We start from the raw sequence: 16152 nt of genomic DNA on the forward strand, positions 1-16152 counted from the left end.
CCTTAGAAGTGGATTATGAAGATGATTGAGGGGAAAATTTGAAAATGCAGGAAATGAAAGAGGGCGGTTTAGCCCTCTTTTTTTGCACTTTACTAGACGTATAAAAGATTTAAGGAGTAAAATGTAAAGACAAAAAAATTAAATTCTCAAAAAGACAAGGGAATTTATTTTTTCTAACGCAGAAGCGTTTTATACGTTGAAAAAGGGGGTAATTAAGAATAAGTAAATGTTTGAGAAGGGATCGATTAGGAGGATTTTTTATGAAGAAGGTTACATTATTTATCAGCGAAGGCAGTCAGTCATCGGATAAGGTAAAAGCATTTCTGGATAAAAATGATGTTACCTATGAACTAAAAAACGTAACCAAAAACAAAGCATATTTAAAAGAATTACAGGAAATGAAAGTATTTGGGACACCAACACTTTTTATTGACGGTAAAAAAATAGAAGGAAACCAAGAAAATAAAATTCTTTATGAATTAGGATTAGCTAGTAATTCAAGTGATGATATGTTTTCTTTTGAAAATGTGTTTCGATATTAAATAGAAGGTATGCACATAGAAGCTTTCATTTGCATAAAATGGTAGTAATTTAAAGCTTAAAAGGGCAAAAGAAGGTGAGAGATGTGCAATATCAGGAACCATACCAAAGAAATGAACCCTCTAACGAATGGATTGGAAATAATCCTTATGTACCTGTTTCTTCAAATATAAATCAGCGTAATACAAGGCAAGAGCTTACTCCATATGATTTATTTTCAAAGCCGGAATTGCCAACCCAGTATATAATGTCTCAGCAGCAAATCCAGTCGCAATCAGGGATGGGAGCTGGCGGTGCAACGGAGAATAATCCGTTTAATTTTGACACAATGATTAGCAAGGTAAGTCAATTGGCAAGTACTTATCATCAAGTTTCCCCTATTGTCAAACAATTTAGTACGTTTGTAAAAGGATTTATGTAGTATACATCGATTAAATCTAGAAATGATAAGGTTAACCTCCTAAACGTAACAGTCATAGGAGGAAAAACTTATGAAGTTTTATTTTGTAAAGGGAGTAGAAATCATGATTGGATGTTTAATTATTCATGGGTTTACGGGAGGGCCCTATGAAGTGGAACCATTGGCAAATTATTTAAGAGACAGTACGGATTGGCATATTGAGGTGCCCACCTTGCCGGGACACGGCACAGAATTAAATTTGGAAGATGCTTCTTATGAAAGATGGATTCAAGCGGCAGAAGAACAGCTTCAAACACTTATTGAACAGTTTGACACCATTTATGTTATCGGTTTTTCCATGGGCGGAATGATTGCCTCTTATTTAGCTGCAAAATATGAAATAGCTAAGCTTGTACTATTAGCCACATCTGGTAAATATTTATCCTTCAAACAGCTCAGTTTAGACGTTGCCGGCGTCATTGGTGACGGATTACGCGGACATCTAAAGGAAAATCAATTATTTAATCATTATAAAAAGAAGATGGGTGTTGTGCCATTAAAAGCGCATATTGAATTTATGAGGCTGGTTCGATTTACAAGAAAATATCTGGACAAAGTGAATGCTCCCGTATTAATTGTTCACGGACAGCTTGATGGGATGGTTCCTTATAAAACAGCATACTATCTGGATAAGGAAATTCACTCTGAGAAAAAAGAAGTTGTTTTCTTTGAGAGATCGAAGCACTTAATTTGCCTGGGAACAGACAAAGACACATTAAACAATATGGTTTATGATTTTCTGACGGAATCATCTGCATAAAGAATGCTGGGAGCTTTGTCCCAGCATTCTTTATTACACTTTAAGAAAGTTTTGATGGGGCGAGTAATCACAGTCCCCAACTAAGGCAATCCTGCGTCTTTCAGGCTTGGCCAGGTTTTCTTTATTTTTTAAAGAAGGAAATAACAAGCGCACCTTCTCCGCCGTAAGTTGAAATAAGCGGACCGGTTTCTTCTAAAATAGCATCATAAAAGGCGTATTTGCTGCGAATTTTTTCAAGGACGTCCATTGCTCTTTCTTTATCCCGGCAATAGGTCATGGTAATAATTTTATTCTCCGTATCCTGAGTATATTCTCCGATTTGATCAATGAATCGTTTTAAAGATTTCTTTTCTCCACGTACTTTTTCTGAAACATCAATAGCACCTTCATCTGTTGCCTTCATAAGCAATTTTATATTTAAAGTTTTTGCAATCTTTCCCTTTATTTTTTCTAAGCGGCCACCCAAAACAAGGTTATCCAAGCTTTTTAATACAAATAAAGTAGCAGTTTGTTCAATGCGTTCTGTTAAATGGCTGACAAGCTCAGTAAATTGGCAGCCTTCCGCTATTTTCTTGTTCGCTTCATGCAACAGCAGGCATATACCGCAGGAAGCAGTTTTTGTGTTAAGTACTTCAATAATACGCTCAGGCTCATCCTCTAACAGCATCTGTTTTGCTGCTACGGCATTCGCATAGGTACTGCTTATTTCACCAGATATACTTAGCATCAGAATTTGCTTATCAGACGGGATTTTTTTATAAGCTTCATAAAAATCAGAAGGACTCGGTGCGGATGACCGGGGCAGCTCGCCTAATTTCTTTACTTTCTGATGAAATGATTCAATATTCATTGTTTGCCCGCATGTATATTGACCGTCACTAAAATGGAGATACAATGGAACGATTTCTACATGAAGCTTGTCTTTTAAGATGAGGGGCAGATCAGCAGAGCTGTCTGTCATTAATTGTATTGTCATGGATTCACCTGCTTATTGAGTATGGATTTATTTATGATTCTTTGTTGAAATGGTAATGCTGTTTTTTCGTGATGTACTAAGGATAAATAGAAATAATCCAAATACAATAATGGTTCCTCCAAGAAACTGCGCCCATGTTGGCGTTTCATTTAGTATAAGAAACGCAAGAATGCTTGCACCAATTGGTTCAAACACCATTGCCATGGAAATCGTGGATGTACTTAACCATTTTAACGACCAATTGAAAAGAGAATGTCCTAAAAAGGTCGGTATAATTGCAAAAGCAATAAAAATCCACCAGTGATTGGCTGGGTAAGAAAAGAAATTTTCCTGTCGAATCAGATTAAACAGTGTTAAGATGATGGCGCTGATACTGTAGACAACAAATGTATAGGTAATTAATGAAACGTTTTTTCGTACATGCTGGCCAGATAAAAAATAAATGGTTACAGCAATTGCCCCGAGTAAAGCAAGCATGTCCCCGTACAGTACACCGCCAGACAATTGAAAATCCCCGGAACCTATAATCAATCCGCCAAGCAACACGATAAATATACTGATGATAGCTCCCGATGAAAAACGTTCTCCAAAAATAAAGTAGGTTCCGATAAAGGCCAATATTGGCTGGAGCGATATGAGCACTACACTGCTGGCGACAGAGGTGTAATTTAATGATTCAAACCACAAAATAAAATATAAGGCAAGAAAAGTTCCAGCAAGGATGGAAAGCCGCCAATTTTTTGCAGAGATAAGTTTAAGCTCATGTTTATAATGAACTAAGATAAAAGGTAATAAGAGTAAAACAGCAAATAAGAGACGATAGTTGGCTATAATGGAAGCAGATGCTTCGGTTGCTAGCCGGACGAAAATTGCTGATGTAGATATAGAAAAAACCCCAATAACAACTGCAGCTTTAGGGTTGAATGCGGACTGACGCATGATGATAACTCCCTTTTCACATTTTCAGCATGATATATTTTTTAGATATAAGAAGGCATAAAATTATTCATGAATGCATCCTTATTCAGAAATAGCAACGTCCAGCACGGAGGCTCAGGTCTCTATTTAAAATAAAGCTTTAGAATTCCTGGTGCATACGCATACATAACTAATTATATTTTACCACGTTACGAAAAAAAAATCATTTTAATTTGTGGACTAGCTATCTGAAGCATAAATATGGTATGATAAGGGAAGCATTTTTTGGAGGCCTCTTACCTTAAAATTGGTTATGCCTTTTTTGTACTTTAAACGTTGAGAATGAATACGCACTGGAAATACGTTATTCGTTTAATTGCTGATGTGGAGTGAAATGTTCATTCAATCAGCAATTTTTAGGTAGTAAATCAGTAAATAAATTGAATTTATATAAAAGCAGGGTATAGTAACAGACTCTCTGCTTCTTTTTCCAAGGAACTCAGGAATTTTACTGGTTTGTATAATAAGATGAAAAGTATGAGAAACTCTTTATAAGGCCTCTTTTGCAATAAAAAATAAAAAGGAGTCGACGATTACGTGACTAAATTTAATGAACTAGGTGTTTCTGCGCCAATAATGAAAGCTTTAGAAGAAATGGGGTTTGAAGAAGCAACTCCTATTCAGGCAGAGACGATTCCATATGCGCTGGAAGGTTATGATGTGATTGGACAAGCGCAGACAGGGACAGGGAAAACCGCTGCATTCGGTATTCCTTTGATTAATAAGGTTAATCCTAAGCTGAGAAAGGTACAAGGCTTAATTGTTGCACCTACGCGTGAACTTGCTATTCAGGTAGCAGAAGAGATTAACCGTCTATCTAAATTCAAGCGTATCCGTGCACTTGCAATCTTCGGCGGATCGCCAATGGACCGCCAGATCCGTGCATTAAAAGACGGCCCGCAAATTGTAGTAGCAACACCGGGACGTTTAATGGATCATATGCGCCGTAAAACGATTCGTATCGATGAGGTGCATACAGCTATTCTTGATGAAGCGGATGAAATGCTTAACATGGGCTTCATCGATGATATCCGTGAAATTTTAAAAGGTATTCCAGAAGACAGGCAAACATTGCTTTTCTCTGCAACGATGCCAAAAGAAATTCGCGATATTGCGACAACGCTTATGAAAGAACCAAAAGAAGTAAAAGTAAAAGCGAAAGAAATGACAGTAGAGAATATTGATCAATATTTCATTGAAATTCCAGAGAAATTCAAGTTTGAAACATTAAATAATCATCTGGATATCAATTCTCCTGAATTAGCTATCGTTTTTGCCAGAACGAAAAAACGTGTAGATGAGATTACAGAAGGACTTCAGGCAAGAGGTTATCGTGCAGAAGGAATTCATGGAGACTTAACACAGGGCAAGCGTATGTCTGTACTAAATAAATTTAAGCAGGGACGTGTAGATGTACTTGTTGCAACAGATGTAGCAGCACGGGGACTGGATATTTCCGGTGTAACGCATGTTTACAACTTTGATATCCCGCAGGATCCTGAAAGCTATGTTCACCGTATTGGAAGAACTGGGCGTGCAGGTAAAACAGGGGAAGCTATTTCCTTTATTACACCAAGAGAGATGGCTCACTTAAGCCTGATTGAAAAAACAACAAAAAGTAAAATGAAGCGCCTAACACCGCCTACTAATCAGGATGCACGACGCGGACAACAGCAAGTAACTATTGATAAAATGAAAAAGGCAATTGATCAAAAAGATTTGAAGCCTTACTTTGATGCTGCGAAGGAATTATTAGATGATCATGATTCTGTTACAGTTATTGCTGCTGCCATCAGCATGATGACAAAGGAAAGACGTGATACACCTGTACGCATCTCTTCAGCCGCACCAATTAGTGTTAAAAAAGCGAAGAGCTCAAAAGATAATAACCGCCGTAATAACAATAAGCGCTATTATGGAGGCCGTGGGCAGGGCGGACGTAACCAAGGCGGCAGAAGTCGTAATAAAGGCAAAGGGAACTTCCAGCGTAAAAGAAGAGATGACCGTTAATTAACTATAAGCAAATAAAAAACATGGAGTGTAGTTCATAGAACATTCTCCATGTTTTAATCTGTACATGAAAGAGAAACTTTTAGCAAGGTTGTGATGGGGCGAGTAATCGCAGTCCCAAAAGAAGCATTCACCTAAAGGATAAGTGAGTGCTTCTTTTTATTAGGTATTTTCTTATTCAGAGAGCTCGGATAGGGCATCTTGATCAGCAATAATTGTTACATTTGCATGCTCTTGCAAAATAGAGGCCGGGAAATCCTCTGTTACAGGCCCATTCACTAATTTTGCTAACGCTTCTGCCTTCTGTGAACCGGATACTAAGAGAATAATCCCCTTGGACTGCATAATAGAATCAATCCCCATCGTAATTGCTTGGAACGGTACGTTATCAATAGAGTCAAAGAAGCGGGCATTTGCTTGTCGAGTGGATTCATCCAGGTCAACAATATGGGTTTGGATGGAGAATGGTGTGCCAGGCTCATTAAAACCGATATGCCCATTCAACCCAATCCCTAGAATTTGAATGTCGACGCCGCCAGCTTGTTGGATAGCATTGTCATATTGGCTGCATTCTTCCTGTAAATCACTGGCATCTCCATTTGGCAGGTTTGCCTGCCCGCTATTGATATCAATATGGTCAAATAAAAGGTGGTGCATATAATAATGATAACTTTGATTATTATCTTTGGTGAGTCCGACATATTCGTCTAAATTGAAGGTTGTGACATCTTTAAAAGAAACATTCCCCTCTTTATATGCTTGAATAATTTCCTTATACAGTCCTTCTGGTGTTGAACCGGTTGCTAAGCCAAGTACACTGTCTGGTTTCTCATTCACCTGATTAATCAATTTTTGGGCAGCCAGCTGGCTCATATCTTTGTAGTTTTCTGCTTTGATAATATTCATTTATATTCCCCCTTGTAAACGTTTATAAACAGACTGCATTACTTATCTTCATTGTACAATTTCTAAAATGCTTCTGCCACTGCTTGTACATGGGTTCCGGCAATAATACGCAAGTTATTTTTGCTTACCTGCTGAAACCGGGAACGCCGATCTTTTTAATAGATTTCAAGACAGCAACCCGAATATTGGCTAAAAAAATTGTCAACCTAAGGACCAGCTCCCGGATTGCAATCGGTAACATCAGAGGCTTACCAAGATTTTGTAATTATTTCAATATGATTTGTATCCTCCCTCAGATTTTATTCACTACCATTATAGCCATATGAAATAAAATTTGTACATACATTTTTTGAAATGTAGGTATAATACCCTTATTTTTTCATAGAATAATTATTTTTTATTAATTTGTAATAACAAATATATAGAAGTATTTTGCTATAACAATAAGAATTAACATGCTTCTTTACTGAATATTAATATCCACTATGAAATTTGTATTACTTGTTATGACATTTGATTTGCTCTTGTTTAAGAAGAATGAGGCTGAGGACAGGCCAACGGAAAGCAAAGTTTTCAGGTCGGATATTCACACCACCCTTGTTCAGAATTTGCCAGGTTAAATACTTTTGCTCCAGTTTCATTTCGAATGATTCATTTCATAAATAGGTTCAAATACCACTGAATCAGGGGATCTCCCAGGAAATAAGTGAGTATAGCCCCCAAAGCAATGAAAGGTCCAAAGGGGAAAGGGGTATTCCGCTGAATCGTACCAAAACGAAGTAAAATACTCCCTATGAATGCTCCTGAAATACAGGCCAGCAGAAAAGTGGCAATAATTTGAGGGAATCCTAATACAATTCCGAGTACCGCCATTAATTTCATATCCCCGGCTCCCATTCCTTGTCTATTCCATAAGATGACAGTAAAAATAATCAGAAACCCGGCAAGTCCTCCTGCTGCTAGAGCCCACCAAGGCTCCAGCGGCTTTATCATCCGTAAGAGAATAAAAACAGGAAGAAAAAAAGCTAATAGCTTATCAGGAATGACCATATAATTGATGTCGGTGATGATAATGATAATTAACAGGGATATAAATAAAAGAGAAAGAAGCAGTTCGGCAGGAGAGCCTGCCTGCATATAACAGAGAGCAAAGAGGAAGCCAGTGGAAGCTTCTGTCAACGGGTATAAAGAAGAAATTTGCCAGTGGCATTTTCGGCACCGGCCTTTTAGCAGAAGATAAGATAGAATGGGGATGTTATCGTACCAGGTGAGCTGATAGCCGCAGGAAGGACATTTCGAGCGTTCGCTGATAAATGGTATTTTTTGCGGGAGACGAATTCCAATAACCATAAAAAATGAACCAAAGATGATTCCAAACAGGAAAAAGATTAATGCAGTGCAGATTTCCATCAGATGAAGAAGCCTCCTTAATTTAATTTGAGGATAATTTCGGGGTGCTCTTATTATAGCACAAAGATACACTCGTTTTGTATGTCGCAGTGATTTTTATGCAAAATAAAAAGCCGGTCATGAAAATATCACGTCCAGCTCTTTGTTTTTACGAAAGCCTACAAAATATTTGCCTGTCCCAATAACCATAAAATAGCGATAATGCCAACAATAATCCAGAGCATATTTTTTCGGATAGCATCTGGCATTTTCTTTTTCTTATTCCAGCGATTTGGATCAAATTGTGGACTATTGTCATCATCTGCATATTTTCTCTTTCGCGGACGAGGCCGTGCCCAGGGTGAATAACTTTTCACACCAGCTAAGAGAAGCGGGGCATAGATAAAGCCGCTGAAAAAGCCAAATAAATGTCCTAATACACTAATATTGCTTCTTACAAAGGTCATGATTAGTGCGATAACTACAATTACACCAATGATTTGCCTGCTGGATTGATCGATTAAATCCTGACGGAAAACAAGCATATAGACATAGATTCCAAATAAACCAAAAATGGCTCCGGATGCACCTAAATGTGCATAGCTGGGTGATTCGATAAAGTAAATACCAACATTTGCAGTAGCAGCTGTTCCGATATAAGCTAAAATAAATTTAACTTTACCGAGCATTTGTTCAAGCGCAGGGCCGAATAATACCAGTGAAAAGGAATTAAACAGCATATGCATAACCCCGGCATGAAGAAAAATAGGGGTAAATATTCTCCACCATTCTCCTAGTCCAATCCAAAAGTTAACACCCAGCCCTAAGTCTCTAATAGTAGCACCAATCCGTAAGCTTAAAAAATCAATGATAAACCAAAGAAGTATATTAATCCCGACAATGATTGTGACAACGGGATATAATTGAAAAAATTCTTTTATGCTCCGTTCTGTTCTGATAAACATATTGTTCCTCCCATAGGCAAAGCTTTTAAAATGAATAAGTTGTCCTTTATAATATAATAAGAAATAAAATTGATTATGACCATTAAAAAGGTATACCTAGACATGAAAAAACTTTTAGGAGAAGTGAAAATGATACTTGGAATCGGCGTTGACATTGTGGAATTAAAAAGAATTAAGCGGCTGCTGGAAAAAAATAACCGTTTTTTACAGCGTATTTTAACGGAGGCAGAGCAGGACAAAGCAATGGATTTAGCTAATCATCGGCGTGTGGAATATGTGGCAGGGCGTTTTGCTGCTAAAGAGGCTTTGGCTAAAGCGAACCGGACAGGAATAGGAAAATTGAGCTTTCAACAAATCGAGATCCGTAATAATGCAGGCGGAGCACCAGAAATGCAGGTAGAAGGGATGGAGGATGTCCATATCCATTTGTCTATATCTCACAGCAGAGAGTATGCTGTTGCGCAGGTTTTATTAGAGAAGCGGTAGAATCAGAAAGAAAATAGATCTCGGTAATGCATAAACCCATAGTTTGTCTCATATATTTTATTGCGGTAGGAGGGAACGAATTTGTATATTGTTACCGCGGAAGAAATGTACAAGATTGACCGGGAAACCATGAACACGACTGGACTTGATGGAAAGATTCTCATGGAGAATGCAGGTAGAGAAGCAAGCAGGGAAATAGGAAAGCGGATATCTAAAGAAGATAAGGCAGTTATTTTGATTGGGAGCGGAAATAATGGCGGAGATGGTTTTGTCATTGCCCGTGTACTTACAGGAGCAGGTTATCCTGTCAAAGTGATCCAGGTTGCAGCCGATGAAAAAATTACAGGCGATGCGGCTTATCATAAGGAGGTTTATCGTCAATTTGGCGGCCATTTGGAGCATTACCATGAAGAGGCAGCAGGTGCGATTTTACGGGAAGCGGACGTAATTATTGATACGATGCTTGGTATCGGTGTTCGTGGCGAATTAAGAGGAGATATATTAACTGTAACCAGACAAGTGAACGAACAGGATGCGTATGTTATATCTGTTGATGTACCGAGCGGTCTGCCTGCAGAGGAAGGCACTCCTGTTTTTCAGGCAATCAAGGCTGATGCAACAATTATGATTGGTGCGATCAAACAATCTGCCGTCTGTCAGCACACATCTTCCTATTACGGAGAGTGGGTGTTAGCTGATATCGGTTTTCCTGAGAAACTCCTTCAGACGCATACGAAAAAGCGTCTGTGGACGACATCCAGCTTTCAGGAATCTTTTCCAAAGCGGAAAGTGAATTCACACAAAGGAAATTATGGGAGAGGGCTGATTATCGGCGGCAGCGAGCCGATGCCAGGAGCTGTTCTTATGGCGACAAGGGCTGCTTTACGGACCGGGACAGGGGTATTAACGACAGCATCAGTCAAAAATGTGATTTCCCTGATTGCGGGAAATAGTCCTGAGGCCATGTATATTTCTACATCAGAAGCAAATGGTTGTATCGCCGGAATAGATAATATTGAACTGTCACGCTTTGATGCGGTTGCTGTCGGAGTAGGGCTGGGAAGAAATGAAGAAACGACAAAAGGGATTTTTCCATCATTATTCCAGTTTGAAGGACCAATCATTATAGATGCGGATGGTCTTTATCATTTAAAAGCATATTTAGAAAATGTCAAGTCAAGACAAGCTCCTGTTGTCTTAACGCCACATCCGGGTGAATTCGCCGCTTTACTGGATATAGCTGTATCTGATTTACTGATGGAGCCTTTCAGGTATTGTAGAGAATTTGCAACGTACTTTAACTGTTATCTTGTCTTAAAAGGAAAGCATACCATTATTACAGATCCGGAGGGTAACCAGACAGTGGAATCGAGCGGGAACCCGGGACTTGCCAAAGGCGGCAGCGGGGATGTGTTGGCTGGTATGATTTTAGCAATGATCATGCAAAGCAAATCTATTTTTACAGGGATAAATAATGCTTGCTTCTTGCACGGAAAATCTGCAGACTTATTAGTTCAGGAAAAACACTCGGAGCAGGATCTGCTGGCAGGAGATGTCATAGAAGGTATCCCGAAAGCAATCCGTACATTTTCTTAAAAACGGTAAGAAAAGGATCTTCTAAAACCGCCCACGTCGTGTGGGCAACGCAGAAGCCACCACAAATGTTTTCGGTGGGGCGAGTAATCGCAGTCCCATCCTGTGGAAGTTCGTTCCCTTTGTTAAATGAGATAAGGGAGATATGCTAATGTTAAATAGACGTTTTTTCAGTGTTGTTTTCCTATTAGGAGCATTGAGTTTGTTACTGGCAGCCTGTGGTGAAAAATCGCAGGAAGATGTTGTGGAAAAATTGCAGGAAACTGTTACAGAATTAGAGGCTTATAAAGCAACAGCGGATATGACGATGAATACAGGTGAGCAGGAGCAAACTTTTTTAATTGATATTTGGTATCAGGCCGATGACCAGTATCGGGTAAAGCTTGAAAATGAAGCGGAGCAGAATGAAAGTCAAGTTATCTTAAAAAATATGGATGGTGTCTTTGTATTAACACCGGCATTGGAGAAAAGCTTTAAATTCCAGTCCGAATGGCCGGAAAATAGCAGCCAGCCTTATTTATTTCAATCACTTGTAAATGATGTTATTAATGATCCGGAGGCACAATTTGAAACAACAGAAGATCATTATATTTTTAGAACAAAAACAAATTACCAAAGCAACAATAATTTACCAGCTCAAGAAATTTACTTTGATAAGTCCAGCTTTACACCAGTGATGGTCAATGTATTAAATCAAGATGCGGAGCCGCTGGTCAACGTAACTTTTCATGGCTTTGATTTAGATGCAACGTTCGCTGAAGATGATTTTTCTATGGAGAAAAATATGGAGCAGGAAACAGGCGGGGAAAGCTCTAATGCAGATGAAGGAGAAGAAGCAGTAGCAACAGCGGCGCAGGAAGTTCGTGAGCTATATCCTACATTTACAGCCGGGGCAGAGCTGGCAGAGAAGCAAGAGGTTTCCTTAGAGGATGGAGAGCGTATTATTACAACCTTTGAGGGAGAGAAAAACTTCACGCTTGTCCAGGAAATTAGAGATACGGCTCCAGTAAGTTCAGCACCGGAAGTAGTGGATGGAGATATTGTAAATCTTGGTGCAACTGTCGCGGCTTTAGAGGGTAATACTTTAAAGTGGAGCTATCAGGGGGTTGACTATCAGCTGGCAAGTACAGAGCTGACAAAAGAAGAAATGATTGAGGTAGCGCAATCTGTCCAGGGACAATTAATAAAGTGATCATATGCATGAAACAAAAGCAGGCTTCCGAAAATAAGAGCCTGCTTTTGTTTGTCCTATTTCCAGCACAGAGGTATGATTTTAACATAATGGCATATAATTAATAGACAGGTATTTAATTCATTAAATGCAATTTATATAAAATGTACGCATAATACAGCGAAATAGTGAAAAATATCCATTCTCACTATGTTAATTATAATAAATACCATCAAATTTAAGGTTTAAAACGACAAATTTACATGATTTTTTTACAAATTCGCCATAACCCCTTTGCAAAAGTAGGCTCACAATGCTATCATGTTATTAAATTGAATAACGAACGTTAATTGTTGGCGGGGGTGCTTGGCTTTGGCTGAAAATAAAGAAGAAATTTTAGTGAAAATACCGAAAAATTTACTAAGCGAGGTGGATGGGTTAATGAAATATGAGAATGGTTCCGACTTAAGCGATTTTATTTGTGAAGCAACTCAAATTTATTTAAACCATAAAAAAGAAGAACACCTCCAGCGTTTTCATGAAACGATGCAGCGTGGGTATGAGGAAATGGCAAGAATTAATCTAACGATTGCTTCAGAGGCTTTTCAAGCTGAAGAGGAGGCTGAAATAACTCTAGAGCGCTCTGTGATCGGGGTGTAACACTTGTGATCGTTCAAAGAGGCGAGGTTTATTTTGCTGACTTATCCCCTGTGGTTGGCTCGGAACAGGGTGGTGTGAGACCAGTTCTTATTCTTCAAAATGATATTGGTAACCGATTCAGTCCGACTGTTATTGTAGCAGCTATTACTGCACAAATTCAGAAGGCTAAGTTACCAACGCACGTGGAGATTGATGCGAAACGTTATGGGTTTGACCGGAATTCCGTCATTCTGTTGGAACAGATTCGCACATTAGATAAGCAGCGATTAACTGATAAAATTACAAAATTGGATAAAGAAATGATGGAAAAAATCAATCAATCATTAGAAATAAGCCTTGGCTTAAGAGATGTGTACAGCAATAATTAATATTGATTTCTGATGGATAAGAAGGACGGTTCTTGGTATAAGAGCGGTCTTTTTTTATGAGCAAATTTGCTTTGGGCTTCTATATTGAGGATAGATTTTTCCTCCTTTGATAGTTATAGTAAAATTAAAAGGAATGAAGATGGAGAGGATATAAAAATGGATACAATAATTTTTGATATGGATGATACGTTATATGATCAGGCAGCGCCATTTAGAAAGACATGTAAAAAAATGCTGCATGCTTCTTTGTCAGATGATGAGCTGAATACCCTTTATCTGATAAGCCGTAAGCATAGCGATGCATTATTTGATGAGCAGGCAGCCGGTAATATAACGACGGAGGAAATGCATATTCGCCGTATTAAAGATGCATGTGCGGAAATGGAGATAAAGATATCGGCTGAGCAGGCTTTAGCATTTCAGAACAGCTACGTTCAGGAGCTGGGAAAAATAGAGTTATTTGATGAAATCATTGTATTGCTGGAATATCTGGCGGCGAATCAAAAACAGCTGGCTGTGCTGACGAATGGTGCAGAAGGACATCAGGCAATGAAAATAAATCAATTAAAACTAAATAAATGGATTCCTGAGGAGTATTTATTTATCTCTGGTATGATCGGGCATGCCAAACCCTCAGAAGAAGTGTTTCGCTTTATTGAAAACGAGCTGGGGTTAACGAAAGAAAAAACAGTGTATGTTGGTGATTCCTTTGCAAATGATGTTGTCGGTGCAAAACAGGCAGGCTGGCATGCTGTCTGGGTGAATCACCGTCAGCGGCAGGAGCCGGAAGGAAAAATAAAACCGGATAAAACAGTAAACAGCGCAGAAGAGCTATATAATTTTTTTAAAGAGGACTGGGGACGTTAAGTAAGTTATTATCTAAGGGAATAATAAATAAGGATTTATTTTCCAAATATTAAAGTTAATGAGAAAAACCGGGCGGGTTGTCCGGTTTTTCTCATGCTGTTTGACAGTGGTAAAAAAATGATAGAAGTCTTTATAGCTGTCGAATGCTGTTGCTTAAAAGTATGCTACGTGTATTGGATATATGATACAATTAAGGAAGAATGAAAATAATACCATCTTTTTTTAGTATCTTGAAGTGAGATTTGTAGAATTAGCTATGAATATGCAAATATGTTGAGAGGTTGGAGGTACCCGGGAATGGATGAAAAGCTGAAAGAATTAATTATTCATAACAGTGATTCGATTGTTGATAGCTGGATGAACGAAGTTGAACGAATAAAGACAGGAAATTATACAGCAAGTATATCTGATGAGCTTTATGTGAATACCAACCGGGAATTTGTAAATGTTATTTTTACAAGTATTCAGAATGAAGGTTCTTCAAAGATTGTTGAGGAATTCTCGGAAAAAATTATTAATCTTGGCTGGCCGCTAAGTTATATTACGGATGGCTTGCAGGTTTTTCGCCGTGTTACGGTTGAATTTTTACTTAAACAAACAGAAAAAGTAGATTCGAACCACTTTCAAAATGTTTTAACAAGTGTAGATGAGTGGGTAGAACCGTTGATTCGCCAGCTTGTTAATGAATACTCAGGAAGCTGGGAAAATATATTATCGCTGCAGCGGGTAGCGTTGCAGGAACTATCTGCACCGTTAATCCCTGTTATGGAAGGGATAACAGTCATGCCGTTAATAGGCACGATTGATACAGGAAGAGCTAAGCTGATTATGGAAAATTTACTGGAGGGAACGATTAAGCATAACTCAGAGGTTGTATTAATCGATATTACGGGGGTTCCAGTAGTAGACACTATGGTTGCACACCATATTATTCAGGCTGTTGAAGCAGTCAGACTAATTGGATCGACCTGTATTCTTGTCGGTATCCGTCCAGAAATTGCTCAAACCATTGTAAATATTGGTATTGATTTAAGTAAATTCCCTACAAGAAGCACGTTAAAGAAAGGCTTTAAAAAAGCATTGGAGATTACTGGAAGAAAAATTGTTGATTTGCCTGCTAAAGACAAAGGATTTGAAGATATCATGCGCTCGCTTAAGGAGGAGTAGAATAGTATGCGGATACCTATCTTGAAGCTGCATAATTATTTGCTGGTTTCCATTCAGACTGAGATTGATGACCAGACAGCCATTCGATTTCAGGAGGATTTATTAGCAAAAATTCATAAAACAGGTGCATCAGGTGTTGTCATTGATTTGACATCTGTAGCTATTATTGATTCCTTCATTGCAAAGGTATTAGGGGATGTTGTATCCATGTCAGATTTAATGGGGACACGTGTCGTATTAACTGGAATACAGCCAGCTGTTGCAATGACATTAATTGATTTAGGAATACACATGCAAAATGTTCCGACGGCATTAGATTTAGAACAAGGACTAGTGAAGCTGCATCAGGAATTAGGAGGTTAATATATGAGCCCGCGATCCTGCGTCAACATTCATAAAGAGTGGGATATTGTAGGAGCAAGACAGCTTGGTCGGGAAATGGCTAAAGAGATTGGCTTTGGGAATGTCGATCAGGCAAGAATTGCGACCGCAGTATCTGAATTAGCTCGCAATATATACTTATATGCTAAGCATGGACAAATTTGTTTTGAGCACATCCATACGAACAGTCAAAAAGGAATATTAATGACTGCTGTTGATGTGGGTCCAGGAATAAAAGATATAAGCCGTGTTATGCAAGATGGCTATACAACCTCTGGAGGTCTTGGTGCCGGCCTGCCCGGAGTAAGACGTTTGATGGATGATTTTGAGATAGAATCTGTAGTAGGGGAAGGAACTAAAATTAAAGCAATCAAATGGATTAGGTAGTTTAATTCTTTAATTTTAGTAACTTTCCTTGTTTTTTATATGTCATTGTGTTCAAAAAGGTCGATAAAAAGGATCAAGTCGGTTGAAA

At 38.5% G+C, this 16152-nt stretch carries 18 protein-coding genes; 13 read left to right on the plus strand and 5 right to left on the minus strand.

Going from position 1 to position 16152, the window contains the following annotated elements; genetic code table 11:
• Nucleotides 1-260: 260 nt before the first annotated feature.
• The 3 genes from FLK20_RS04795 to FLK20_RS04805 all read left to right on the plus strand — a co-directional run bounded on the left by FLK20_RS04795 (nucleotide 261) and on the right by FLK20_RS04805 (nucleotide 1760).
• Complete coding sequence (locus tag FLK20_RS04795) at nucleotides 261-542, plus strand: glutaredoxin family protein (RefSeq protein WP_152655436.1); 282 nt, start codon at nucleotides 261-263, stop codon at nucleotides 540-542.
• Between the two features lie 83 nt (nucleotides 543-625).
• A complete protein-coding gene (locus FLK20_RS04800; protein ID WP_194165529.1) occupies nucleotides 626-961 on the plus strand; it encodes a YppG family protein in 336 nt (111 codons plus the stop codon).
• 103 nt (nucleotides 962-1064) lie between these two features.
• Nucleotides 1065-1760, plus strand: a complete 696-nt coding sequence (locus FLK20_RS04805; protein WP_152655802.1) for an alpha/beta hydrolase — start codon at nucleotides 1065-1067, stop codon at nucleotides 1758-1760.
• A 121-nt stretch (nucleotides 1761-1881) separates the two neighbouring features.
• On the opposite strand, the gene FLK20_RS04810 is transcribed toward FLK20_RS04805, so the two are convergent.
• Both FLK20_RS04810 and FLK20_RS04815 read right to left on the minus strand, forming a co-directional pair.
• A complete protein-coding gene (locus tag FLK20_RS04810; RefSeq protein WP_152655438.1) occupies nucleotides 1882-2736 on the minus strand; it encodes a DegV family protein in 855 nt (284 codons plus the stop codon).
• A 27-nt stretch (nucleotides 2737-2763) separates the two neighbouring features.
• Complete coding sequence (locus FLK20_RS04815) at nucleotides 2764-3675, minus strand: DMT family transporter (protein ID WP_152655439.1); 912 nt, start codon at nucleotides 3673-3675, stop codon at nucleotides 2764-2766.
• A 576-nt stretch (nucleotides 3676-4251) separates the two neighbouring features.
• Here FLK20_RS04815 and cshA point away from each other — a divergent pair.
• On the plus strand, nucleotides 4252-5724 hold the full coding sequence (cshA, locus tag FLK20_RS04820) for a degradosome RNA helicase CshA (protein WP_152655440.1): 1473 nt from the start codon (nucleotides 4252-4254) through the stop codon (nucleotides 5722-5724).
• 174 nt (nucleotides 5725-5898) lie between these two features.
• Here cshA and nagB read toward each other — a convergent pair whose 3' ends face one another.
• The 3 genes from nagB to FLK20_RS04835 form a co-directional block, all read right to left on the minus strand.
• Entirely contained in the window at nucleotides 5899-6630 is a 732-nt protein-coding gene (nagB, locus tag FLK20_RS04825) for a glucosamine-6-phosphate deaminase (protein ID WP_152655441.1), read from the minus strand.
• Between the two features lie 651 nt (nucleotides 6631-7281).
• Complete coding sequence (locus tag FLK20_RS04830; RefSeq protein ID WP_152655442.1) at nucleotides 7282-8040, minus strand: prepilin peptidase; 759 nt, start codon at nucleotides 8038-8040, stop codon at nucleotides 7282-7284.
• Between the two features lie 158 nt (nucleotides 8041-8198).
• Nucleotides 8199-8984: a rhomboid family intramembrane serine protease gene (locus tag FLK20_RS04835; RefSeq protein WP_152655443.1), complete on the minus strand. Its 786-nt coding sequence runs from the start codon at nucleotides 8982-8984 to the stop codon at nucleotides 8199-8201.
• A 129-nt stretch (nucleotides 8985-9113) separates the two neighbouring features.
• On the opposite strand from FLK20_RS04835, the gene acpS reads away from it, so the two are divergent.
• From acpS to FLK20_RS04880, 9 genes are all read left to right on the plus strand, one after another.
• Entirely contained in the window at nucleotides 9114-9470 is a 357-nt protein-coding gene (gene acpS, locus FLK20_RS04840; RefSeq protein WP_152655444.1) for a holo-ACP synthase, read from the plus strand.
• A gap of 81 nt (nucleotides 9471-9551) precedes the next feature.
• A complete protein-coding gene (locus FLK20_RS04845) occupies nucleotides 9552-11066 on the plus strand; it encodes an NAD(P)H-hydrate dehydratase (protein WP_152655445.1) in 1515 nt (504 codons plus the stop codon).
• 148 nt (nucleotides 11067-11214) lie between these two features.
• Nucleotides 11215-12255 (plus strand): LolA family protein, encoded by a 1041-nt coding sequence (locus tag FLK20_RS04850; protein ID WP_152655446.1) that lies wholly within the window; start codon nucleotides 11215-11217, stop codon nucleotides 12253-12255.
• 420 nt (nucleotides 12256-12675) lie between these two features.
• Entirely contained in the window at nucleotides 12676-12894 is a 219-nt protein-coding gene (locus FLK20_RS04855; RefSeq protein WP_370453169.1) for an antitoxin, read from the plus strand.
• 5 nt (nucleotides 12895-12899) lie between these two features.
• Entirely contained in the window at nucleotides 12900-13262 is a 363-nt protein-coding gene (locus FLK20_RS04860) for a type II toxin-antitoxin system PemK/MazF family toxin (protein ID WP_042532419.1), read from the plus strand.
• Nucleotides 13263-13418: 156 nt separating this feature from the next.
• Nucleotides 13419-14129, plus strand: coding sequence for an HAD family hydrolase (locus FLK20_RS04865; RefSeq protein WP_152655448.1), 711 nt, complete (start codon nucleotides 13419-13421; stop codon nucleotides 14127-14129).
• A 297-nt stretch (nucleotides 14130-14426) separates the two neighbouring features.
• Entirely contained in the window at nucleotides 14427-15296 is an 870-nt protein-coding gene (locus FLK20_RS04870) for an RsbT co-antagonist protein RsbRA (protein ID WP_152655449.1), read from the plus strand.
• A gap of 6 nt (nucleotides 15297-15302) precedes the next feature.
• The gene (locus FLK20_RS04875) at nucleotides 15303-15659 is read left to right on the plus strand and encodes an STAS domain-containing protein (protein ID WP_152655450.1); all 357 of its coding nucleotides are present in this window, start codon (nucleotides 15303-15305) and stop codon (nucleotides 15657-15659) included.
• Between the two features lie 3 nt (nucleotides 15660-15662).
• Entirely contained in the window at nucleotides 15663-16064 is a 402-nt protein-coding gene (locus tag FLK20_RS04880) for an anti-sigma regulatory factor (RefSeq protein ID WP_152655451.1), read from the plus strand.
• Nucleotides 16065-16152: the final 88 nt, after the last annotated feature.

It is taken from the genome of Oceanobacillus sp. CFH 90083, from assembly GCF_009389585.1.
GTDB lineage: Bacteria > Bacillota > Bacilli > Bacillales > Amphibacillaceae > Oceanobacillus.